The sequence below is a fragment of the Sphingopyxis sp. genome, assembly GCF_040216815.1.
GTDB lineage: Bacteria > Pseudomonadota > Alphaproteobacteria > Sphingomonadales > Sphingomonadaceae > Sphingopyxis.
Window position 1 is genome coordinate 17,226 of the sequence record NZ_JAVJOJ010000011.1, and the last position, 20,915, is coordinate 38,140.

Here is a 20,915-nt window from a genome sequence, read left to right on the forward strand (position 1 = left end):
AGGCCCGGTCTTCGTCCGCGAGGGCCGGGCCTTTCTTTTGCGAGAGGAACGACGGTGACCGATCGACGCGATCTTCTGAAACTGGCGGGCGGCGGCCTGTTTGCCGCGGGTGTTGGAGGGGCGGGCGCCGCGCTCGCAATGGCGCCGGGCCCGTCAGGGGCGACGGCGGAGGGGCGCGCTGACCGCGCTCCCGGCTGGGCGCGCGGCTTTGATGGACAGCGCAAGGCCGACCTCGGCGACGGGCGGTTTCTCAATCCGATCATGGCCGGCGACCACCCCGATCCGTCGATCCTGAAGGACGGCGACGATTATTATATGACCTTCTCGACCTTTGATTCCTATCCGGGGCTGGTGATCTGGCACTCGCGCGATCTGGTGAACTGGCGCCCCGTCGGTCCGGCGCTCACGCGCAATATCGGCGCGGTCTGGGCGCCCGAGCTTTGCAAGCATCAGGGGCGCTATTATCTCTATATTCCGACCAAGGGGCCGAACACCAGTTGGGTCATCTGGGCGGACCGTATCGAGGGGCCGTGGAGCGACCCTGTTGATTTGAACCTGCCCAACCATATCGACCCCGGCCATGCCGTCGGCGAGGACGGGTCGCGCTGGCTGTTCCTGTCGGGCGGCGACCGCGTGCGCCTGTCGGACGACGGCCTGTCGCGTATCGGCGAGCCCCAGCATGTCTATGACCCGTGGCGCTATCCGTCCGACTGGGTTGTCGAAGGCTTTGCGCCCGAGGGGCCGAAGATCACGCGCCACGGCGACTATTTCTACATGATCACCGCTGTTGGCGGCACCGCCGGGCCGCCCACGGGGCATATGGTCATTGCCGCGCGGTCGAAATCGATCCACGGCCCTTGGGAAAATTGCCCGCAAAACCCGCTCGTTCGCACGACTTCCATATCCGAAAAATGGTGGTCGCGCGGCCATGCGACGTTGGTGGAGGGGCCCGCGGGCGACTGGTGGAGCGTCTATCACGGCTATGAAAACGGCTATTGGACGCTGGGGCGGCAGGCGCTGCTAGACCCGATCGAATGGACCGCCGACGGCTGGTTCCGGATGAAGGGCGGCGACCTGTCGCAGCCGATCGCCAAACCACGCGGCGGGACGGTAGCGGGACCGCACGGCATGGCGCTATCGGACGATTTTAGGGCGCTCGCGCTCGGCGCCAAATGGAATTTCTTTCGGCCGGCGCCTGACGAGGCCGCGCGTGCACGGGTCGATGATGGCGTGCTCGTTCTGAAGGCGCGCGGCAAGGCGCCGGTCGATTCGTCGCCGCTGCTGCTGATCGCGGGCGATCAGGCCTATCGTTTCGAGTGCGACATCGAGATTGCGCCCGGCGGCACGGCGGGGCTGATCCTCTTCTATGACGACAAGCTCTATTGCGGGCTCGGCTTCGACGAGTCGCGCTTCGTCACCCACCAATATGGCATCGAACGCGCGCGCCCGGCCAATCCGCATGGGAGACGGATGCGGATGCGGGTGACCAACGACCGGCACATCGTCACCTATGACACGAGCGGCGACGGCGGCAAGACATGGCACCGCTTCGACCGCGGGATGGAAGTGTCGGGATACCACCATAATGTCCGCGGCGGTTTCCTGATGCTGCGCCCAGGGCTCTATTCGGCGGGAGCGGGCGAGGCGCGCTTTCGCAATTTCCGCTTCGAGGCGCTCGACTAGAGGGTGACGCCCGATTTCCAGATCGCGATGTCGCGTTCCTCGTTGCTTTCGGCGCGGGCGGGGGCGCCCGATGAGGTTGCGGCAATCAGGTCGAGTAGCGCGGTCGAGGCGGCGTCGAAGCCGCCATCGAGCACCTGGCCGGCATCGAAGTCGATCCAGCCCTTCTTGCGTTCGGCGAGCGCGCTGTTCGACGCGATCTTGAGCGTGGGGGCTGGAAAGCCGAGCGGCGTACCACGTCCGGTGGTGAAGAGGATGATTGTCGCCCCCGCAGCGGTGAGCGCCGTCGACGATACGGCATCGTTTCCCGGTGCTTCGAGCAAGGTCAGTCCCGGCCGTGTCGCCACGCCGCCGTAGCGCTGAACGTCGACGAGCGGCACCTTGCCGCCTTTCTGCACGGCGCCCAATGACTTTTCCTCGAGCGTCGTGATGCCGCCAGCGATATTGCCCGGCGACGGATTTTCGCTCACCGGTTCGCCGTGGCGGATGAAATAATGTTTGAAATCGCGCACCAGCGCGACCGCATCGTCGAAAACCGTGCGCGAGACGGCGCGATCCATCAAAATCTGCTCGGCGCCGAAGATTTCGGGAATTTCGGTCAGCAGCACCTTGCCGCCCGCAGCGGCGACGGCATCGGCCATGCGCCCGACAAGCGGGTTCGCGGTCAGCCCCGATAGTCCGTCCGACCCGCCGCATTTGACCCCGAGCACGAGGTCGGAGAGCGGGCGTTCGCTGCGCGGCGTATCGGCGCACGCCGCGACCAGCTCGTCGACGAGCGCGAGGCACGCCGCCTCGTCATCCTCGACCGCTTGCGCCGAGAGGGCGCGGATATGTGCACGGCGCTCAGCCGGGATCAGGTCGAAAAGCGCGCCGAGCTGATTGCTCTCGCACCCCAGCCCGACGATCAGCACGCCGCCTGCGTTCGGATGCTGCGCGAGCGCTGCGAGCAGCGCGCGCGTATGCGCCAGGTCGTCGCCGAGCTGCGAGCAGCCAAAGGGATGTTTGAAGGCGTGCACTCCGTCGACGCGTCCGGCATGACGTACGCCCGCGATTCGCGCTACGCGGGCGGCGAGATTGCCGACGCAACCGACCGTCGGGATGATCCAGATCTCGTTGCGTGTCCCGACGCGTCCGTCGGTGCGCAGATAGCCGTGAAATCCCCGATGCGCGATGATCGGGCTCGCTTCGCGGCGCGGCGTGTCGGCGCCCGGAAAGCGAAAGGCGTCGTTGCCGTCGAGTGCCGTCACAAGATTGTGGCTGTGGACATGCTCGCCCGCGGCGATGGCGGCGGTTGCGATTCCGATCGGAAAGCCGAATTTGGTAACGGCTGCCCCCTGCGCAATCGGCGCGACCGCAAATTTATGGCCGCGCGAAATGGGCATCGCAAGCCGCACCGGAGCTTCGCCCACGCCAAGCACTTCGCCGACGCCGAGGTCTGCGACGGCAGTGGCGACATTGTCGGTCGGGGCGATATGAACGGCCTTCTTCATCTTCGGCTCTGCCCTACTGCGGTCTAATGAACGGAATGACCGCTATTCGCTTGCGTTTGACACCGGTGTCTCATAAAGGCTTTTTCGGTAGAGGGAAATGACAAACATGGCAGAGACCTTGGAAATCGAGAAAATCGCGAGCGCGTTAATCGACGCGCGTGCGCTAAAGACACCGCTTACCTTGTATCCTGGGCCGATGCCGCAGACGATGGCTGACGCTTATGCGATTCAGGATGCGGCGATCGCGCTCGACGGACGCCGCATCGGTGGCTGGAAGGTCGGCCGGATTCCCGACGCGCTTGTCGACCGCTTTGGCGACAACCGCCTGACTGGCCCGATTTTCGACGACGAAATTTTTGACGGCAGCGCAGGCTCGGCGCCCTCTATGCCCATCTATTCGACGGGGTTCGCCGCGGCGGAGGCTGAAGTTCTGTTGTGCTTTGGCGAGGTGGGCGCGCGCGATTGGGACATCGATTCGGTCAAGGACTGCATCGCGCAGGTACGGACGGGGATCGAAATCGCGAGTTCGCCCTTTCCTGAAATCAATCTTCACGGTCCCGCGGTGACCGCGTCGGACTATGGCAACAACAAGGGGCTGATTCTCGGCCCCGCGATCCCGGGTTGGCGCGATGCCGACCTGATACGGATGCCCGTCGAAATGTTCGTGGACGACCAGCGCGTCGGTGCTGCGACGATGGAAGCGATGCTCGACGGCCCCTTTGGGTCCGCCTTGTTCCTGATCCGCACCTTGCGCGCGCGCGGGATCGCGATTGCGCCGGGGACCTGGGTGTCGGCCGGCGCAATTACCGGAATACATGAGGTCAAGGCGGGGCAGAAGGCCCATGCGGTGTTCAACCATGATATCCGCGTCGACTGCTCCATAAGGAGCATCTAAGAACAAACGGGAGAGGAAAATGGCAGAGGCAATCGCAGCCGGGGTGGGCCAACCTGTCCCCCGCGCGGGACGGTATCGGTGGCTTATCATCGCGGTGCTGTTCGTGGCGACGACGGTGAACTATATTGACCGGACGATGCTGGGTCTGCTCGCGCCCGTCCTCGGCGACGAGATGGGGTGGAGCGAGAATGACTATGGCAACATCGTCACTGCCTTTCAGGCCGCCTATGCCTTCGGCTTCCTCATCATGGGATGGCTGATCGACCGGTTCGGCCCCAAGATCGGCTATGCCATCGCTATTTCCATCTGGACGATCGGCCATGTCGCGCATGGCTTTGCTTCCTCGGTCGTCTCCTTCATGGCAGCGCGCGTCATCCTCGGCGTCGGCGAAGCGGGGCATTTCCCCTCGGTCGTGCGCGCGTCGAGCGAGTGGTTCCCCCAAAAGGAACGCGCCTATGCGATCGGCTGGGTGAACAGCGCGACGACGATCGGCGTGATCCTGACCGCGCCCACGATTGCGCTTTTCATGGTGGTCCTTGGTTTCGACTGGCGCGAAACCTTTATCTATACTGGTCTTTTCGGCGTGGCGCTGCTGCTGCTTTGGCTCTGGCTCTACAGCAACCCGCGCGAAAGCGGGAAAGTCAGCGACGCCGAACTCGCGTGGATCGAACATGACCCGCCCGAAAAGATCGAGCGCATCGGCTGGGGCCGCATCGTCCGCAAGCGCGAAGCCTGGGCTTTTGCGATCGGCAAATTTCTGACCGACCCGGTCTGGTTCCTGATGCTCTTCTGGCTGCCCAAATATTTCAGCACGACCTATGACGTCGACCTGAAGGTCGTGCTGCTCCCCATGATCATCATGTACCTGCTGTCCGATGTCGGCAGCATTGCGGGCGGCTGGCTGTCGTCGAAGCTGATCCAGAAAGGGCACAGCGTCAATTTTGCGCGCAAGATCACGATGCTGCTATCGGGCTGCTGCGTGCTTCCGCTGCTGTTCGTCACCGGACTGGACAATATGTGGCTCGCGGTCGTGCTGATCGGCATCGCGCTAGCCGGGCATCAGTCCTTTTCGTCGAACATCCTGTCGATTCCGCCCGACATGTTCCCCAAGAAGGCCGTCGGATCGGTCATCGGCCTCGGCGGGTTCATGGGCGGCGTCGGCGGCATGATCATGGCGAAGTCGACGGGGCTCGTGCTTGACGCGACCGGCGGCAATTACACGTTGATCTTTGCGGCCTGCACCACCGTCTATTTCATCGCTGTGCTGGCCATCCACCTTCTCAGCCCGCGCCTTGCGCCGGTAAGTGTCGAAAGCCATTGAGCACGTAATGACGCGTCCGCTGACCCTGCATCCCGACCGCCTTTTTCCGTCCGATGCGGGCCAGCGCGACATCGCGCGCCGTCTGTACGCCGAGGTCGCGGACCTGCCGATCATCAGCCCACACGGGCACACCGATCCGGCGTGGTTCGCGGCCAACGCCCATTTCGGTAATGCGGCCGAACTGCTACTGCACCCCGATCATTATGCGTTCCGGATGCTCTATTCGCAGGGCGTGCCGCTCGATGCGCTGGGGATATGTAATCCCGATGCCGACCCGCGCGAAAGCTGGCGATTGTTCGCGCAAAACTATCATCTGTTTCGCGGCACGCCGACGCGGATGTGGATGGACTGGGTGTTCGCCGAAACCTTTGGCATCGATGTCCAGTTCGAGGCAGCGACGTCGGACCTTTACTACGACCGCATTACCGAGGCGCTCGCGACCGACGCGTTTCGCCCGCGCGCGCTCTTCGACCGTTTCGGGATCGAGGTGATCGCGACGACCGAAAGCCCCCTCGATACGCTCGACCATCATCGCGTCGTCAAGGCGGCGAACGACAGCGGCGAATGGGGCGGACGCGTCATCACCGCCTATCGCCCCGACCCCGTGGTCGATCCCGAGTATGAGGGGTTCCGCGACAATCTGGTGCGCCTGTCGGAGCTGTCGGGCGAGGATGCTTTTTCCTATGCCGGTTATCTCGCCGCGCACCGCAAACGCCGCGCCTTTTTCGCCGAAATGGGCGCGACCTCGACCGATCATGGCCACCCGACCGCCGCGACCGCCGACCTTTCGGACGCGGAGGCCGAGGCGCTGTTCGGGCGCGTTACTGGCACCGATGTGTCGCCTGCCGAGGCCGATATATTCCGCGCGCATATGCTCACTGTCATGGCGGGAATGAGCCTCGACGACGGACTCGTCATGCAGATCCATCCGGGCAGCTTCCGCAACCATAATCCATGGCTGTTCGAACGCTATGGCCGCGACAAGGGCGCCGATATTCCGACCGCGACCGACTATGTCCATGCGCTGCGCCCGCTGCTTGGCAAATATGGCAATGAAGCGGAACTGACGATCATCCTCTTCACGCTCGACGAGACAAGCTATGCGCGCGAACTCGCGCCGCTTGCGGGCCATTATCCGGCGCTGAAGCTCGGCCCGGCCTGGTGGTTCCACGACAGCCCCGAAGGGATGCGCCGTTTCCGCAGCCAGGTGACCGAGACCGCGGGCTTTTACAACACGGTCGGCTTCAACGACGACACGCGCGCCTTCCTGTCGATTCCGGCGCGGCACGATGTTGCGCGGCGCATCGATTGCGGCTTCCTCGCGCAACTCGTCGCCGAACATCGGTTGGAGGAATGGGAGGCCGCGGAGCTCGCGTCCGACCTCAGCTATCATCTCGCCAAGGCCGCGTACAAGCTGTGAGGCTGTCGGCGAAGACCCCGATCCCGGCGTCGGTGCGGACGCCGGATTATGACCGCAGCGCGCAGGCGGCGGGCATCGTCCATATCGGCATCGGCGCTTTCCACCGCGCGCATCAGGCGGTTTACACCGACGACGCGATGGGGGCGGGGGATCGCGACTGGGGGATCATCGGCGTGTCGCTGCGCTCGGGCGATGTCGCGGCGCAGCTTGTTCCGCAGGACGGCCTCTACACGGTCAGCACGCGCAGCGCCGCCGGAACCGAGCTGCGCCTGATCGGCGCGGTGCGCCGGGTGCTCGTTGCGCAAGAGGCCCCGCAAGAGGTCATCGACGCGCTTGCATCACCCGCGACGCATATCATCAGCTTCACCGTGACCGAGAAGGGCTATCTGCGTGCCGCAGACGGCAAGCTCGATCTTGCCGCCGCGTGCGGGGCGTCGAGCCTTTACCGCTTCGTCGGCGCGGGGCTCGCGGCCCGCCGCGCGGCGGGCCTGCCCGGTTTGACGCTGCTCAGCTGCGACAATCTGGCGAACAATGGCGCGGTGCTGCGCTCGCTGATGCGCCAATATCTTTCGGCCGAGTACCCCGATCTCCTCGACTGGTTCGACGCCGAATGCCGCTGCCCCGCGACGATGATCGACCGGATTGTGCCGGCGACAACCGACGCTGACCGCGACGCGGTCGAAGCGGCGCTCGGCGCGCGCGACGAGGGCGCGGTCGTCACCGAAGCGTTCAGCCAATGGGTGGTCGAGGATGATTTCGCCGGCCCGCGCCCGCGCTGGGAGGATGTCGGCGCCGCGCTTGTGGCCGATGTTGCACCCTATGAAACGGCGAAGCTGAGGATGCTCAACGGCGCCCATTCGGCGCTTGCCTATATCGGGCTGGGGCGTGGTCACACCTATGTACATCAGGCGGTCGCTGACCCTGTGATCCGCCCGCTGATCGAACGGCTCATGCGCGACGAGGCGGCGCCGACGATCGACGCCGCGCCGGGGCAGGACCTTACCGTCTATGCCGATGCGCTGATGGGTCGCTTCGCCAACCCCGCACTCGATCACCGGCTGATCCAGATTGCGATGGACGGCAGCCAGAAGATTCCGCAGCGCTGGCTGGAAACGCTCGCGTGGCATCAGGCGCATGGGCAGCGCTGCCCCTCGATCGAGATGGCCATTGCCGCGTGGATAGCGTTCTTGCGCGGCGATCAGCCGATCGACGACCCGCTTGCGGACCAGCTGCGTGTCGCAACGCGAGGGGCGGATCCGATGACACGTCTGTTTGGTGATGGCGGCCTGATCGCGTCGGGGTGGCGCCCGGAAACCGCGAACACTCCTGGAAATTGACGGTCCGGCTTATAGCGATTCTCGATGGCTATAACAGGCCGAAGGGGGGTATCGGGAAAGTCTTGAAACTTGGCAGGGCGCTCACCGCAGCCCGGTCGGCGCGTGCGGGCCGCCGGGCCTTCAGCTAGGCTGTCCTTTGATATGCGCAGTTTTGGGGAGAGCGGTGCCGCTCAGAGCTCGAACCTGTGACGCCATCATTACGAATGATGCGCTCTGCCAACTGAGCTAAAGCGGCAACGAGGGGAGCGGCGTGGAACGAAGACAAGCGCCGTTGCGCAAGATGCGGCGGAGGCGATTAATCGGCGCCGAGCGGCAGTTCGGTCGTCGCTTTGATTTCGGACAGCGCGACGGTCGAGTTGATCTCCTGGATGCCCGGCAGTTTGCTGAGCCGGTCAAAGAAAAAGCGTTCATAGGCGTCGATGTCGCGCGCGACGATGCGCAGCATGAAATCGGTCGTTCCCATCAGCACATAGGCGTCGAGTACCTCCGGAAAACCCTGGATCGCGGCGCTGAATTCGTCGAGGTTGGCGCGGCCGTGCGCGTTGAGCTTGACCTGCGCAAAAACGTGCGCGTTGAGCCCCACCTTGCGCCGGTCGACGATCGCGACGCGCTTTTTGACAAAACCTTCGCGCTCCAGCCGGTCGATGCGGCGCCAGCAGGGCGATACCGACAGGCCGACGCGCTCGGCGATCTCGGCCGTCGTTTGATTCGCGTCGCGTTGCAACTCGCGGAGGATTTTGACCTCGAACTGATCTATATCGGTCATTTATGTCTCTTTGATGGAAAAAATAGGAATTTATGTCCTAGAATGGCGATATGCTTAAAAAATGCAATCAAGAACATCCCGAGAGCCGGTGCGATAAACGCGGCATCGCTCAAGGAGAGAGTTTCATGGTAGTCCGTCTTGCCCGTCTGGCCCCGCCGATCGAATGCGTGCGCCTCTATGATCTCGAAGCGGGGCTCGACGGTTTTATCGCGATCCATTCAACCACGCTCGGCCCGGGGGCCGGGGGATGCCGGCTGTGGTCCTATCCCGACGCGGGCCGCGCGCTGGCCGACGCAGTTCGGCTGGCCGAGGGGATGAGTTACAAAAATGCGCTTGCCGGACTGCCGCTTGGCGGCGCGAAGGCGGTGCTGCGGAAACCCGAGGGTCCCTTGGATCGCGTCGCGCTGTTCCGGGCATTCGGCCGCGCGGTCGAGAAGCTTGGCGGAGCTTATGTGACCGCCGAGGATGTGGGCACGAGCGTGGCCGACATGCAGGAGGTCGCGCACGCCACGCGGCATGTCGCCGGACTGCCGCCCGCCGAGGGATGTGCGGGCGGCGACCCGTCGCCCTGGACCGCAAAGGGTGTGTTCGATGCGATGGAGGTCGCGGCGGCGATCGCGCTGGGCCGGGGGCTCCACGGCTTGACTGTTGCGGTTCAGGGCACCGGCAATGTCGGCGCCGACCTTTGCCGTCGCCTCGCCGACGCGGGCGCGCGGCTGATCATCGCTGATGTCAGCCCCGTACGGCGCGACCGGCTGAAGGCCGTGCTGGGCGCGGAGGTCGTGGATGTGTCCGAGATCGCATCGGTCGACGCCGACATTTTCGCGCCCTGCGCTCTCGGCGGCGTACTCGACCGCCGCACGGTCGCCTCGATGAAGGCCAAGCTTGTGTGCGGCGCCGCGAACAATCAGTTGGCGAACGCTGATGCCGCCGCGATGCTCGTCGAGCGTGGCATCGTCTATGCGCCCGACTATGTGGTCAACGCAGGCGGCATCATCAATGTTTCGGCCGAATATCTGGGCGAAACCGAAAGCGACGTCGAGGCGCGCGTTGCCGAAATCGGCCCGCGTGTCGGCGCCCTGCTGGAGCGCGCGGCACGCGAAGGTCGATCGCCCGCCCTGGTCGCTGACGAGATGGCCGAAGAGGTGATTGCGGGCGCACAGCGCGCGGCGGCGTGATGCACCGATTTCGTCTGGAAGCGGTGCCCGATCCGCAGTCCTTACCGCGCATCGTCAATTTCTTTGCGCAACGCGCGCTTGTGCCGAGCGCGGTGAGCGCACGCACGATGTCGGGTCATATGCGGGTCGAGATCGTCGTCGCCGGACTGGGAGCAGAGCAGGCCGCCATCATCGCCGCCAAGCTGGGCGAGGTCGTGGCTATCCTGCGATCGGGCGTCGAAGCCGGAGTGGCTTTGCCTCGGTTAGAATACGCGGACTGACCGCGCCCCATTCAGCATTTCTTTCACCGGGGCAAGGCACGCACGGCTTGCTTCGCTGCGCCCTGCGTGCAACGGGCGCGCTGACGATGTGTGGGAGAAGAGGGCGATGCAATTCGACGTGGTGATCGTGGGTGGGGGGCATGGCGGTGCGCAGGTGGCGGTGATGCTGCGGACCCAGAAATTCACGGGGTCCATTGCGATCATCGGTGACGAACCCGAGCTGCCCTACGAGCGCCCGCCGCTGTCGAAGGAATATTTTGCGGGCGAAAAGGAGTTTGAGCGCATCCAGCTTCGTCCCGCCCGCTATTGGGACGAGCGTGACGTGACGATGCTGCTCGGCACACGCGTCGTTGCGGTCGATCCGGCGGCGCACAGGGTGACGACCGATGGCGGCGAAACGATCGGTTATGGCAAGCTGGTCTGGGCGACGGGCGGGACCCCCCGCATGTTGCCGGTCCCCGGCGGCGACCTGCCCGGTGTGCAGGGCGTGCGCACCCGCGCCGATGCCGACGCGATGAAGGCGGCCTCCGAAACCGCAAACCAGATTGTCGTCATCGGCGGTGGTTATATCGGGCTGGAAGCCGCGGCTGTTCTGCGCAAGGCAGGCAAGAAGGTCGTGCTCTTGGAAGCGCTCGATCGAGTGCTGGCGCGGGTGGCGGGAACCGAGCTGTCGCGCTTCTACGAACGCGAGCATCGCGACCAGGGGGTCGATCTTCGGCTCGGCGTTTCAGTCGAGGCGATTGAGGGCGAGACTCAAGTGACCGGTGTACGGCTGGCCGATGGCGAAGTTATCGCGGCCGACCTGGTTATCGTGGGGATCGGCATCGTGCCTGCGGTCGAACCGCTGATCGCGGCGGGGGCAGAGGGCGGCAACGGCGTGCTCGTCGACCGCTTCTGCAAGACGAGCTTGCCCGACATCTACGCGATCGGCGATTGCGCGGCGCACGAGAATGACTTTGCCGAAGGCGTCGTGATCCGGCTCGAATCGGTGCAGAACGCGAATGATCAGGCGAATGTCGTCGCAAAGGGCATATGCGGTGACGAAGCCCCCTATCATGCGATCCCCTGGTTCTGGTCGAACCAATATGATCTGAAGCTTCAGACCGCCGGCCTGTCGACGGGCCACGACCGGGCGGTGCTGCGCGGCGACCCCGCAACGCGCAGCTTCTCGATCGTTTATCTGAAAGCGGGCAAGGTGATCGCGATCGACTGCGTCAACGCCACCAAGGATTATGTCCAGGGCCGCATGATCGTTACTGCCGGACTGTGCGCCACGGCCGAACAACTTGCCGACACAGAAACACCGCTGAAGGCGTTGCTGCCGGTTTAGTTGCCGCTGGCTTCGGGGCCCCGACCCTGCACCGCCGCCGCCTGTGGCTCGTCGCCCAGCGCACGCTTCAGCGTGGCCTTGATGTTGCGGAGCAAGCGGCGCAGCGCGATGATCACGACCACCGCCGCAACCGCCAGCAGGACGGCGATGACGATGGCGAGCGGCGGAAAGGCGATGGCCAGCGCGAGCAGGCCGCCGGTCGCGACATCCTCGCCGGTCGATACCACGGCGTTGCTGACGGGTTCGGGGCTGATATTGACGACCGCGCGCGTCGTGGCCTTGGCACCATGGCTCAGCAGCGCCCCGCCGCCGCCGAGCAGGAAGGCGATGACCTGCCACGCGGGATCGGAACTGTCGACGAGCGCGAGCGCGAGCAATGCTCCGCCGAGCGGGCGAACGATACCGTGGATCGTATCCCACGCCGAATCGACCCAAGCGACCTTGTCCGCCAGGAACTCGGCGATGGTGCCTACGGCCGCGACGCCGATCACCCAGGGATTTGCGAGCACCTGGAGTGCCGCCAGATGGTCGGGGAGCGGCAGCCAGCCAAAGTGCATCGCAACGCCGGTTGCCAATATGGTCAGGTAAAGCCGCCAGCCCGCAAGCAGGCTCAGGCTCCCCGCGACGCCCAAAATCTCTATGATTCCCAATGGCCTGCTCCCAGCCCGATGGTGGTGAACCGGCACCCATCTTGCACGCTTGCCGGTGCGTCCGCAATGGCGGGATGACAAGCGGGGGCCGTGCGGTTATCGGCTATGGGCATGACCGATGCACTTTCGCCGTCCGCGCCCAAGGCGAGCTTGCCCGACGGCGCCATTCCCGCAGCGACGCTGGTGATCATGCGCCCGTCCGAAAACGGCGGCGCAGACGAGATATTGATGGTCAAGCGATCGACCGCCATGGCCTTTGCCGCGGGCGCGGTCGTTTTCCCCGGCGGCCGGATCGATCCTGACGACCATGAGGTTGCACGCCGTCACGGTGCGGGCATCGATCCAGAGGACGGCGCCGCGCGCGTCGCCGCGCTGCGCGAAACGCTGGAAGAAACGGGACTTGCCGTCGGTTGGCCGGGGCTTGCCGAGCGCGACGTCGCCGAGGTGCGCCGCGCCCTTCTGGGAGGTGCGTTGCTCTCTGACATATTGGCGGCGCGGGATGACCGAATCGCATTGGAATCGCTCGTTCCTTTCGCGCGCTGGTGTCCAAATTTCAAAGAAGCGCGCACCTTCGACACGCGCTTCTATGCCGTCGCGGCACCGCCGCACGGACACGAACTCACGGTCGAAGAAGCCGAGCATAGCCACATTTTCTGGGCGAGCGCAGCGGCAACGCTGGCGATGGCAGACCGCGGCGAGGTGTCGGTGATTTTTCCAACCCGGCGCAATCTGGAACGCCTGGCGCAAGTGCCAGATTTCCAAAGTTTTTCAGCGCATTCGCGTGAGTATCCGGTCGAACTGGTCACACCCTGGATCGAGGATCGCAATGGCCGATCCTATCTCTGCATCCCCGGACATTTGGGCTATCCCGTAACCAGCGAAAGCTTCGAACGCGTGCGGCGCGGTTGATGCAGAACGGGCAAGAAGTTCCCGCTCGTTTAGAATTTGCTAAGATTTCAGGGCGTAGGGCAAATCGTCATTGCAATTGCCGAAGCCTGTGCCTAAGAAGGCCGGGCAGAAGCAAACCGGGGATGAACTCCGCGGTGTGATTCGACAAGACTATCCAGTGGACGGAGAAAATGATGAACCTGCTTAAGAAGGCTGCGATCTCCCTTGCAGCGACCTCGATGATTGCGGCACCCGTTGTCGCATCGGCCGCTCCGGCGGCTCGCGCCGCTTCGACCGTTGACGGTCAGAGCGAACTGGAAGGCAGCACCAGCTGGATCATCGCTGTCCTCGCTCTCGCCGCTGTCGTCGGCGGTATCATCATCGCGTCGGACAACGACGACGACGAACCGACCAGCCCGTAAGATCGCGGCTGATCGCTATAAATACCAAGGGGCTCCGAGCATTGCTCGGGGCCCCTTGTGCATTGAGGGTCCTTTCATGGATTGGGTCAAAGACGACGTGGAGCGCCTATAGGGCCCCTCCAGGACGGCCGGAGTTAGCTGCTCGCCGCGTCATGCGGGGAAGGTCGGCATCTCATAATCCCAATACGACGCGCAGGTGTGTTTCCGATTTGGGTAGAATGATGATCCGGACAATGATGGCAGATTCACGGATCGATGTTGCGGATTGCCCGCGACCGGCTCAGCGGGATCGCCTCGCGTGCCTTGTGGACGACCGCTGGGTCGATGGGCGCGACCGTCAGCCCATATCCGTTTTCGTTCGCTTCCGCCGTGCGCGCGCCATCGGCGAGGACGGTGCCCCAGGGATCGACCGTCAGGCTGTGCCCATAGGTCGTGCGGCCGTCGGGGTGGTTGCCGCACTGCGCCGCCGCGACGATGTGGCACGCGGTTTCGATCGCGCGCGCGCGTAGCAGGACGTGCCAATGCGCTTCGCCGGTCGGCACGGTGAAGGCCGCGGGGATGGCGATCAGTGTCGCGCCACGGTCGACGAGCGCGCGATAGAGTTCGGGGAAACGCAGATCGTAACAGATGCTGAGGCCTAGCCGGCCGAGCGGCGTGTCAACGACGCTCAAAGCTCCGCCTCCTGCATATGCCGCTGATTCCTGCCAATTCTCGCCCGTGGGCAGGCGCACGTCGAACACGTGAATCTTGTCGTACCGGGCGCGAATGTTGCCATCGGCGGCGATCACATGGCTGCGGTTGACGCGGCGTTCGCCATCGTCGGCGAGCAGCGGCATCGACCCTGAATGCAGCCAGATCCGGTGCTTTTGCGCCATTGCCTGCAGCGCTTGCAGCCACGGGCTTTCGGCTTCGCGCCGGATATGCGCCGCCGACCGGGCGCGATCGCGGTCGAGAAGCAGCGACATTTCGGGCAGGAAGGCCATTGCAGCGCCCTGGGCTGCGGCGTCGGCCATGGCGCGATCGACGACGGCAAGGTTCGCCTCCGGGTCGATGCCGCTGGTCATTTGAACCAGCGCGGCGCGGGGGACAGCGGGCGGGGCGTCGATGGGATCGGTCATATCGTCTGGCTAATCCGGCCGCCCACCGGGGACAAGCCGACAGTTCAGTGGCCAGCAAGGTTTGAAGGCGATAAGATGGCGCAATGTTCTTCATCTTTGCGCGCGCGCCGCTTCGTTTCTGTCATTCGCTGCTCGTCGGCGCCGCTGCCGCACTACTGCTGGCGCCGGCCGCGAATGCCCAGGATCGGCCCGCGGTCGAGGCGCAGGGGAAGAACAGCGACTGGCTTTATGCAGGAAGCGACATTCCGCGCGACGCGGCGTGGCAGTTTGGCGTCCTCCCCAATGGTCTGCGCTACGCGGTGCGGGGCAATGGCGTGCCGCCGGGGCAGGTATCGATCCGCGTGCGAATGGATGTGGGTTCGATGTTCGAGACCGAGGAGGAGCGCGGTTATGCGCATCTGCTCGAACATCTGACCTTTCGCGGTTCGGAACATATCCCCGATGGCGAGGCGAAGCGTATCTGGCAGCGCTTTGGCGTCACTTTTGGGAGCGATTCCAATGCCCAGACGACGCCGACGCAAACAGTCTATCAGCTCGATTTGCCGAGCGTGACGCCGGCAAACCTCGACGAAAGCATGAAATTGCTGGCGGGCATGATCCGCGCGCCGCGCATTTCGGAACTGGCGGTGGCGGCCGAACGCAGCGTCGTCATGGCCGAACTGCGCGAATCCGACGGCCCGCAAAGGCGGATCGCCGACGCGACCAATGCGCATTTATTTGCGGGGCAACTGCTCGGCAACCGCTCGCCGATCGGTACCACGGCATCGCTCGGCAAAGCGAGCGCGGCGTCGGTCGGCGCATTTCATCGCCGCTGGTACCGCCCCGAGCGTGCGGTGGTGGTCATCGCCGGCGACGGCGACCCCGCGACCTTCGCCCGGCTGATCGCGCAATATTATGGTGACTGGAAGGGGGAAGGGGCCAATCTGCCGACACCGGATTTCGGCAAGCCCGACCCGAAAGCACCCGATGCGCTCGAGATTGTCGAACCCAACCAGCCACTTGCGCTGACTCTCGCCATGGTGCGGCCGTGGAAGAAGCGAATCGACACGGTGGAAAACACACGGCGGCTGTATCTGGAGTTCATCGCGCAGGCGCTCGTCAACCGGCGGCTGGAGAACCGCGCGCGCGCCGGGGGCAGCTATCTGGTCGCGACCGTCGAACAGCAATATGTCAGCCGCAGCGCCGATGTCACCGCGACATCGATCGTCCCGTTGAACGACTGGAAGGCCGCCTTGGCCGATGTTCGCGGGGTGATCGCCGATGCGGTCCGCCGGCCGCCGTCACAGGCGGACATCGACCGCGAGGCCAACGAGATCGAGGCCTTTCTGCTGAAAGAACTGGAAAATGCGCGCAACGAACCCGGCGCGCGGCTCGCCGACGACATGGTGCGCGCGGTCGACATCAACGAAACCGTGACCAGCCCGCAAGGACAGGTCGACATGTTCAAGGCGATACGCGCCTCGGCCACGCCGCAAGTGATGCTGGACATCAGCCGCGCGATCTTTGCCGCCCCGGTGACGCGCGTTGTGCTGACGACGCCCGAATCGGTGGGCGGCAACGGCGCGGTTCTTGCGGCGCTGAAAGCTCCGGTTGCCGCACGCGACGCGCGGCTGGCGACGGTCGAGGCCGATTTCAAACAGCTGCCGCCGCTCGGGACCCCCGGCGCGATCATTGCGACCGCGCCGCTGCCGGGGTTGCGCGCCGATCGGATCGAATTGGCGAACGGTATCACCGCACTGGTGTCGAACAACAAGGTCGAGCCCGGCAAGGTGCGCGTCAATGTGCGGTTCGGAACCGGCAATCGCAGCGTCGCCGCCGATGCGCCGAACCTGCTCTGGACGGGCGACTATGCGCTGGTTGCGAGCGGCATCGGACCGTGGGGCCAGAATGAGATCGACCAGCTCACCAATGGCCGGCAGATCCAGATGAATTTCGCGATCGACGACGATGCGTTTGAACTGTCCGCCGAAAGTCGCCCCGCCGATCTGGCGGACCAGCTGCGGCTGATGGCGGCAAAGCTGGCGATGCCGCGCTGGGACGCGGCGCCGGTCGAACGTCTGCGGGTAGGGCTTCTGACGGGGTATGAGCTGAACGATGCGACCCCGAACGCGGTCCTCGATCGCAATCTGCGCGGCTGGCTGACGGGCAATGATGCGCGTTGGGCGCCGCCCGAAAAGGCAGAGATCGAGGCTTTGACGCCCGCCGCGTTTCGCGCCTTCTGGGAACCGCGGCTCGCCAGCGGGCCGGTCGAGGTCCAGATTTTCGGCGATCTTGCTTCGGTGGATTACAGGCGCATCCTGTCAGAAACCTTTGGCGCCCTGCCGCCGCGCGGCATATTGGCTCCGCCCGGCGGGCAGCGCGTCGAATTTGCGGCGCCTGCGCGCGTTCCCGTGATCGCCTATCATCGCGGCGAGCGTGGTCAGGCCGCAGCGATGACCGCATGGCCGACGGCTGGCGGCCGCGCCAATCCGCGCGATGCACGCGCGCTGGAAGTGCTGGCAGCGATTTTCAACGATCGGCTGTTCGATCGGCTGCGCGCGGAACAGGGCGCCAGTTACGGTCCTGTCGTCGACAGCCATTGGCCGACGGGTTTCGACGGTGGCGGATATTTGCTGGTCGGCAGCTTGCTGGCGCCGAAGGACATCGCCCGTTTTTATGACATCGCGCGCGACATCGCGGCCGATCTTGTCGCGCGGCCGGTAAGCGCCGACGAATTGGCACGCAACGCCGGCCCGATCCGCGAACAGGTCGCGCGCGCCTCGACGGGCAATGTCTATTGGATGTTCCTGCTCGAAGGCGCGACGCGCGACACGCGCGTGACCGCAGCGGCGCTTTCGATCCAGGACGATATTGCTGCAGTTACGGCTGCCGACATCCAGCGGCTGGCGCGCGAATATCTGACGCCGACACGCCAATGGTCGCTCGCCATTCTTCCCAATGGAATGACGCTCGCCGATGTCTCGGCAGCGGAGGCGAAAGTGATCAGCCCCGTCGAAACCGCGGCTGGCGGACGCTAGAGCAAGAACCTAGGCGCTTTCGCCGGGAGCGGGCCGGGTGCGGCGGATACGCGGTTCATGGTCGAGTTTGCCCTTCGTCATGATGTCGTGGCGCATCTTGGCGCGAACATCGTGGATCGAGGCAATGACGGGGCCCATCGCGACGCCGAGATCGATCAGGACCGCTTCGGCTAGCTGGAGTGAGCTTTCGAGCGTTTCGGGCACCGCATCGCTTGCGCCGGCCTGATAGAGCGCGGCGGCATGATCGGCATCGCGCGCGCGGCTGATGATTGGCAGCGACGGGTATTTCTGTCGCAGCTGCCGCGTCATGCGCAGCTGCTGCACCGGGTCGTCCATCGTCAGGACGATCGCCTGGGCATTTTCGATACCCAGCCGATCGAGGCTGCCGGGGCGCGCAACATCGGCGTAGCGGACGATGAAGCCATCGCGGCGCGCGCCCGCCACGGTGTCGATGTCGGCATCGACCGCAATGTACGAACGGCCGTGCTCGCGCAACAATTCGGCGACGGTGTGGCCGACGCGGCCGAACCCGACGATAACGGTGCGCCCTTCGGGCGTTTCCGTCTCCTCCGCGTCGCCGCTCCGCATCTCGATCCGCCGCGCGACATCGTGGCCAACGCGCGCGAGAAGCGGCGTGATCGTGAGCCCGATTGCCGTCACAAGCTGCCAGAATTCGGCCGTATCGTTGCTGATGAGTTGCGCCTGCAATGCGGCGGCGAGGACGATCAATGTCGTTTCGGACGGGCTCGCCATCAACAGGCCGACCTCGGCGGCGGTGCCGCGCCTAGCAAATCCCGAGAAACGCAGCAGCGCGGCGGTGACGATGGCCTTGATCGCGATGACGCCAATGACCGCGACCAGCAGTTGCGGCCACTGTTCGGCGATCGTCCGCAAATTGAGCCCCATGCCGACGCTGATCAGGAACACCCCGAGCGCGAGCCCTTTGAACGGCGCGGTAATCGCCTCGACCTCGCCATGATATTCGGTTTCGGCGATCATCAGGCCGGCGAGCAGCGCGCCCACGATCGGCGACAATCCGACCGCCGCGGTCGCGAGCGCCGCCACGATGACGACGAGCAGGCTGGCGGCAAGAAAGAGTTCGGGGTCTTTGGCGCGCGCGGCCTGCGCGAAGATGCGCGGCAGGAGGAACCAGCCGCCGATCGCGAGCGCGGCGATGACGAGCCCGCCCTGCCACAGCGTCGCGAAGAGCAGTTCGGTGCTGTCGCCGCTGGCGGTGGGGGCAAAGGCACCGAGGATGAAGATGATCGGTACGATCGCCAGATCCTCGAACAGCAGCATCGAAAAGGACGCGCGCCCGACGGCCGATTTGGTTCCCGCAATGGGGAGCACCAGCGCGGTTGAGGACAAGGCGAGCGCGATACCCAAGCCGAAAGCGGCGGGGGTCGCATGATCGGTGAACAATATCAGCGCGCCGCCGAGGATCGCGCCGCCGAACAGCAGTTCGGCCGCACCGATGCCGAACACCAGCTTTCTCAACTGCCACAGGCGCCGGAAGGAGAGTTCGAGGCCGATCGAGAAGAGCAGCAGGATGATGCCGAATTCGGCGAAGAGCGCGATGTCCTCCGCCGATTCGATCGTGATGTGCTTGAGCCACGGATAGTCTGCGGTCAGCGCGCCCAGGCCCGACGGTCCGACGAGCAATCCGACCAGGATAAAGCCGATGACCGGAGGCAGCCGAAATCGCGCAAAGGCGGGAATGACGATGCCCGCGGCGCCGAGCACCACCAGCGCGTTGCCGATGGCCGATGTTTCTGTTTCCGATACCATAGGAACCGACCTTATGCAGACCGGCCCCGATTGGCTAGGCAGTTATAGAAACCACATATATTCGGTCATCCCGGCCTTCGCCGGGATGACGACAAAAGGCTAGCCGCCCATCTTCTTGTCGAGATTTTCGACAATCGCCTCGAAGAAGCCTTCGGTTGTCAGCCAGTTCTGGTCAGGGCCGATCAGCAGCGCGAGATCCTTGGTCATCTTGCCGCTTTCGACCGTCGCGACGCACACTTTTTCAAGATCGTCGGCGAACTTCACCAGCGCGGCATTGTCGTCGAGCTTACCGCGGTGCTTGAGGCCGCCGGTCCACGCAAAGATAGACGCGATCGGGTTGGTCGATGTCGCCTTGCCTTGCTGGTGCATACGATAGTGGCGGGTGACAGTGCCGTGCGCGGCTTCGGACTCGACAGTGTTGCCATCGGGGGTCATCAGCACGCTGGTCATCAGGCCGAGCGAGCCGAAGCCCTGCGCCACCGTGTCCGACTGGACGTCGCCGTCGTAATTTTTGCAGGCCCAGACGAACTTGCCCGACCATTTGAGCGCCGAGGCGACCATGTCGTCGATCAGGCGATGTTCGTAGGTTATACCGAGCTCGTCGAACTTCGCCTTGAATTCATTCTGGAAAATTTCCTCGAACAGATCCTTGAAGCGCCCGTCATAGGCTTTCATGATCGTGTTCTTGGTCGACAGATAGACCGGCCATTGCCGCGCGATGCCATAGTTCATGCTGGCGCGCGCGAAGTCGCGGATCGAATCGTCGAGGTTGTACATCGCCATCGCGACCCCCGAGGACGGGAATTGGAACACTTCCTCGTCGATCGTCTGGCCGTCCTCGCCCTCGAACACCAGGCGCAGCTTGCCGGGACCGGGAACGCGGAAGTCGGTGGCGCGATACTGGTCGCCGAAGGCATGACGCCCGACGACGATCGGGTCGGTCCAGCCGGGGACGAGCCGGGGAACATTCTTCATCACGATGGGTTCGCGGAAGACGACGCCGCCCAGGATGTTGCGGATCGTGCCGTTCGGCGACTTCCACATCTTTTTCAGTCCAAATTCCTCGACGCGGGCTTCGTCGGGGGTAATCGTCGCGCATTTGACGCCGACGCCATATTTTTTGATCGCGTTCGCGGCCTCGACGGTGATCTTGTCGTCGGTGCGGTCGCGTTCCTCGATGCCGAGGTCATAATAGTGAAGATCGATGTCGAGATAGGGCAGGATCAGCCGTTCGCGGATCCATTGCCAGATGATCCGGGTCATTTCGTCGCCGTCGAGTTCGACGACCGGGTTGGCTACCTTGATCTTGCCCATGCGTTCTGCCTTTATCCTTGGGGAGTCGGAGTTGCAGCGGG

General features: G+C 64.5%; 17 protein-coding genes and 1 tRNA gene. 11 read left to right on the top strand and 7 right to left on the bottom strand.

The features are described from left to right. Nucleotides 1-138 precede the first annotated feature (138 nt). On the top strand, nucleotides 139-1,683 hold the full coding sequence (locus RIA72_RS15155) for a family 43 glycosylhydrolase (RefSeq protein WP_350033203.1): 1,545 nt from the start codon (nucleotides 139-141) through the stop codon (nucleotides 1,681-1,683). Here RIA72_RS15155 and RIA72_RS15160 read toward each other — a convergent pair. After that, the gene (locus RIA72_RS15160) at nucleotides 1,680-3,170 is read right to left on the bottom strand and encodes a UxaA family hydrolase (protein ID WP_350032905.1); all 1,491 of its coding nucleotides are present in this window, start codon (nucleotides 3,168-3,170) and stop codon (nucleotides 1,680-1,682) included. The two genes, RIA72_RS15155 and RIA72_RS15160, sit on opposite strands and share 4 nt — an antisense overlap. Nucleotides 3,171-3,378: 208 nt before the next feature. Here RIA72_RS15160 and RIA72_RS15165 point away from each other — a divergent pair, with 208 nt between their 5' ends. Genes RIA72_RS15165 through RIA72_RS15180 form a run of 4 tightly spaced genes read left to right on the top strand, consistent with a single transcriptional unit; the run spans nucleotide 3,379 to nucleotide 8,143 of the window. Then, on the top strand, nucleotides 3,379-4,065 hold the full coding sequence (locus RIA72_RS15165; protein ID WP_350032906.1) for a 2-keto-4-pentenoate hydratase: 687 nt from the start codon (nucleotides 3,379-3,381) through the stop codon (nucleotides 4,063-4,065). 19 nt (nucleotides 4,066-4,084) lie between these two features. Further along, on the top strand, nucleotides 4,085-5,386 hold the full coding sequence (locus RIA72_RS15170; RefSeq protein WP_350032907.1) for an MFS transporter: 1,302 nt from the start codon (nucleotides 4,085-4,087) through the stop codon (nucleotides 5,384-5,386). A 7-nt stretch (nucleotides 5,387-5,393) separates the two neighbouring features. Further along, nucleotides 5,394-6,806 (top strand): glucuronate isomerase, encoded by a 1,413-nt coding sequence (gene uxaC, locus RIA72_RS15175; protein ID WP_350032908.1) that lies wholly within the window; start codon nucleotides 5,394-5,396, stop codon nucleotides 6,804-6,806. After that, a complete protein-coding gene (locus RIA72_RS15180) occupies nucleotides 6,803-8,143 on the top strand; it encodes a mannitol dehydrogenase family protein (RefSeq protein ID WP_350032909.1) in 1,341 nt (446 codons plus the stop codon). Before uxaC ends, RIA72_RS15180 begins: the two co-directional genes overlap by 4 nt. Nucleotides 8,144-8,307: 164 nt before the next feature. On the opposite strand, the gene RIA72_RS15185 is transcribed toward RIA72_RS15180, so the two are convergent. Then, nucleotides 8,308-8,378, bottom strand: a tRNA-Thr gene (locus RIA72_RS15185). A 60-nt stretch (nucleotides 8,379-8,438) separates the two neighbouring features. Continuing rightward, on the bottom strand, nucleotides 8,439-8,909 hold the full coding sequence (locus RIA72_RS15190; protein ID WP_350032910.1) for an Lrp/AsnC family transcriptional regulator: 471 nt from the start codon (nucleotides 8,907-8,909) through the stop codon (nucleotides 8,439-8,441). 125 nt (nucleotides 8,910-9,034) lie between these two features. Here RIA72_RS15190 and RIA72_RS15195 point away from each other — a divergent pair, with 125 nt between their 5' ends. From RIA72_RS15195 to RIA72_RS15205, 3 genes are all read left to right on the top strand, one after another. Beyond that, nucleotides 9,035-10,087 carry a Leu/Phe/Val dehydrogenase gene (locus RIA72_RS15195; RefSeq protein ID WP_350032911.1) on the top strand — a complete coding sequence of 351 codons (1,053 nt, stop codon included), beginning with the start codon at nucleotides 9,035-9,037 and terminating at the stop codon, nucleotides 10,085-10,087. Then, a complete protein-coding gene (locus tag RIA72_RS15200) occupies nucleotides 10,087-10,347 on the top strand; it encodes an ACT-like domain-containing protein (protein ID WP_350032912.1) in 261 nt (86 codons plus the stop codon). Before RIA72_RS15195 ends, RIA72_RS15200 begins: the two co-directional genes overlap by 1 nt. Nucleotides 10,348-10,453: 106 nt before the next feature. Beyond that, nucleotides 10,454-11,677 carry an NAD(P)/FAD-dependent oxidoreductase gene (locus tag RIA72_RS15205; RefSeq protein WP_350032913.1) on the top strand — a complete coding sequence of 408 codons (1,224 nt, stop codon included), beginning with the start codon at nucleotides 10,454-10,456 and terminating at the stop codon, nucleotides 11,675-11,677. Here the strand turns inward: RIA72_RS15205 and RIA72_RS15210 are convergent. Then, nucleotides 11,674-12,327: a DUF4126 domain-containing protein gene (locus RIA72_RS15210; RefSeq protein ID WP_350032914.1), complete on the bottom strand. Its 654-nt coding sequence runs from the start codon at nucleotides 12,325-12,327 to the stop codon at nucleotides 11,674-11,676. The two genes, RIA72_RS15205 and RIA72_RS15210, sit on opposite strands and share 4 nt — an antisense overlap. Nucleotides 12,328-12,438: 111 nt before the next feature. Here RIA72_RS15210 and RIA72_RS15215 point away from each other — a divergent pair, with 111 nt between their 5' ends. Together RIA72_RS15215 and RIA72_RS15220 are read left to right on the top strand one after the other, a co-directional pair. Beyond that, a complete protein-coding gene (locus RIA72_RS15215; RefSeq protein ID WP_350032915.1) occupies nucleotides 12,439-13,236 on the top strand; it encodes an NUDIX hydrolase in 798 nt (265 codons plus the stop codon). Between the two features lie 170 nt (nucleotides 13,237-13,406). After that, nucleotides 13,407-13,637 carry a hypothetical protein gene (locus tag RIA72_RS15220; RefSeq protein WP_350032916.1) on the top strand — a complete coding sequence of 77 codons (231 nt, stop codon included), beginning with the start codon at nucleotides 13,407-13,409 and terminating at the stop codon, nucleotides 13,635-13,637. A gap of 245 nt (nucleotides 13,638-13,882) precedes the next feature. Here the strand turns inward: RIA72_RS15220 and RIA72_RS15225 are convergent, their stop codons facing one another. Further along, entirely contained in the window at nucleotides 13,883-14,755 is an 873-nt protein-coding gene (locus RIA72_RS15225) for a carbon-nitrogen hydrolase family protein (protein ID WP_350032917.1), read from the bottom strand. Between the two features lie 83 nt (nucleotides 14,756-14,838). Between RIA72_RS15225 and RIA72_RS15230 the strand changes: the two genes are divergently transcribed. Further along, nucleotides 14,839-17,772 carry a M16 family metallopeptidase gene (locus tag RIA72_RS15230; RefSeq protein ID WP_350032918.1) on the top strand — a complete coding sequence of 978 codons (2,934 nt, stop codon included), beginning with the start codon at nucleotides 14,839-14,841 and terminating at the stop codon, nucleotides 17,770-17,772. 9 nt (nucleotides 17,773-17,781) lie between these two features. Here the strand turns inward: RIA72_RS15230 and RIA72_RS15235 are convergent, their stop codons facing one another. Both RIA72_RS15235 and RIA72_RS15240 read right to left on the bottom strand, forming a co-directional pair. After that, on the bottom strand, nucleotides 17,782-19,560 hold the full coding sequence (locus RIA72_RS15235; RefSeq protein ID WP_350032919.1) for a cation:proton antiporter domain-containing protein: 1,779 nt from the start codon (nucleotides 19,558-19,560) through the stop codon (nucleotides 17,782-17,784). 99 nt (nucleotides 19,561-19,659) lie between these two features. Further along, nucleotides 19,660-20,874: an NADP-dependent isocitrate dehydrogenase gene (locus tag RIA72_RS15240; RefSeq protein ID WP_350032920.1), complete on the bottom strand. Its 1,215-nt coding sequence runs from the start codon at nucleotides 20,872-20,874 to the stop codon at nucleotides 19,660-19,662. Nucleotides 20,875-20,915: the final 41 nt, after the last annotated feature.

Bases quoted from the DNA above. Each gene is read 5' to 3' on its own strand.
- RIA72_RS15155 (WP_350033203.1), top strand. From the start codon at position 139: ATGGCGCCGGGCCCGTCAGGGGCGACGGCGGAGGGGCGCGCTGACCGC.
- RIA72_RS15160 (WP_350032905.1), bottom strand. From the start codon at position 3,170: ATGAAGAAGGCCGTTCATATCGCCCCGACCGACAATGTCGCCACTGCC.
- RIA72_RS15165 (WP_350032906.1), top strand. From the start codon at position 3,379: ATGGCTGACGCTTATGCGATTCAGGATGCGGCGATCGCGCTCGACGGA.
- RIA72_RS15170 (WP_350032907.1), top strand. From the start codon at position 4,085: ATGGCAGAGGCAATCGCAGCCGGGGTGGGCCAACCTGTCCCCCGCGCG.
- uxaC (WP_350032908.1), top strand. From the start codon at position 5,394: ATGACGCGTCCGCTGACCCTGCATCCCGACCGCCTTTTTCCGTCCGAT.
- RIA72_RS15190 (WP_350032910.1), bottom strand. From the start codon at position 8,909: ATGACCGATATAGATCAGTTCGAGGTCAAAATCCTCCGCGAGTTGCAA.
- RIA72_RS15195 (WP_350032911.1), top strand. From the start codon at position 9,035: ATGGTAGTCCGTCTTGCCCGTCTGGCCCCGCCGATCGAATGCGTGCGC.
- RIA72_RS15200 (WP_350032912.1), top strand. From the start codon at position 10,087: ATGCACCGATTTCGTCTGGAAGCGGTGCCCGATCCGCAGTCCTTACCG.
- RIA72_RS15205 (WP_350032913.1), top strand. From the start codon at position 10,454: ATGCAATTCGACGTGGTGATCGTGGGTGGGGGGCATGGCGGTGCGCAG.
- RIA72_RS15215 (WP_350032915.1), top strand. From the start codon at position 12,439: ATGACCGATGCACTTTCGCCGTCCGCGCCCAAGGCGAGCTTGCCCGAC.
- RIA72_RS15220 (WP_350032916.1), top strand. From the start codon at position 13,407: ATGATGAACCTGCTTAAGAAGGCTGCGATCTCCCTTGCAGCGACCTCG.
- RIA72_RS15225 (WP_350032917.1), bottom strand. From the start codon at position 14,755: ATGACCGATCCCATCGACGCCCCGCCCGCTGTCCCCCGCGCCGCGCTG.
- RIA72_RS15230 (WP_350032918.1), top strand. From the start codon at position 14,839: ATGTTCTTCATCTTTGCGCGCGCGCCGCTTCGTTTCTGTCATTCGCTG.
- RIA72_RS15235 (WP_350032919.1), bottom strand. From the start codon at position 19,560: ATGGTATCGGAAACAGAAACATCGGCCATCGGCAACGCGCTGGTGGTG.
- RIA72_RS15240 (WP_350032920.1), bottom strand. From the start codon at position 20,874: ATGGGCAAGATCAAGGTAGCCAACCCGGTCGTCGAACTCGACGGCGAC.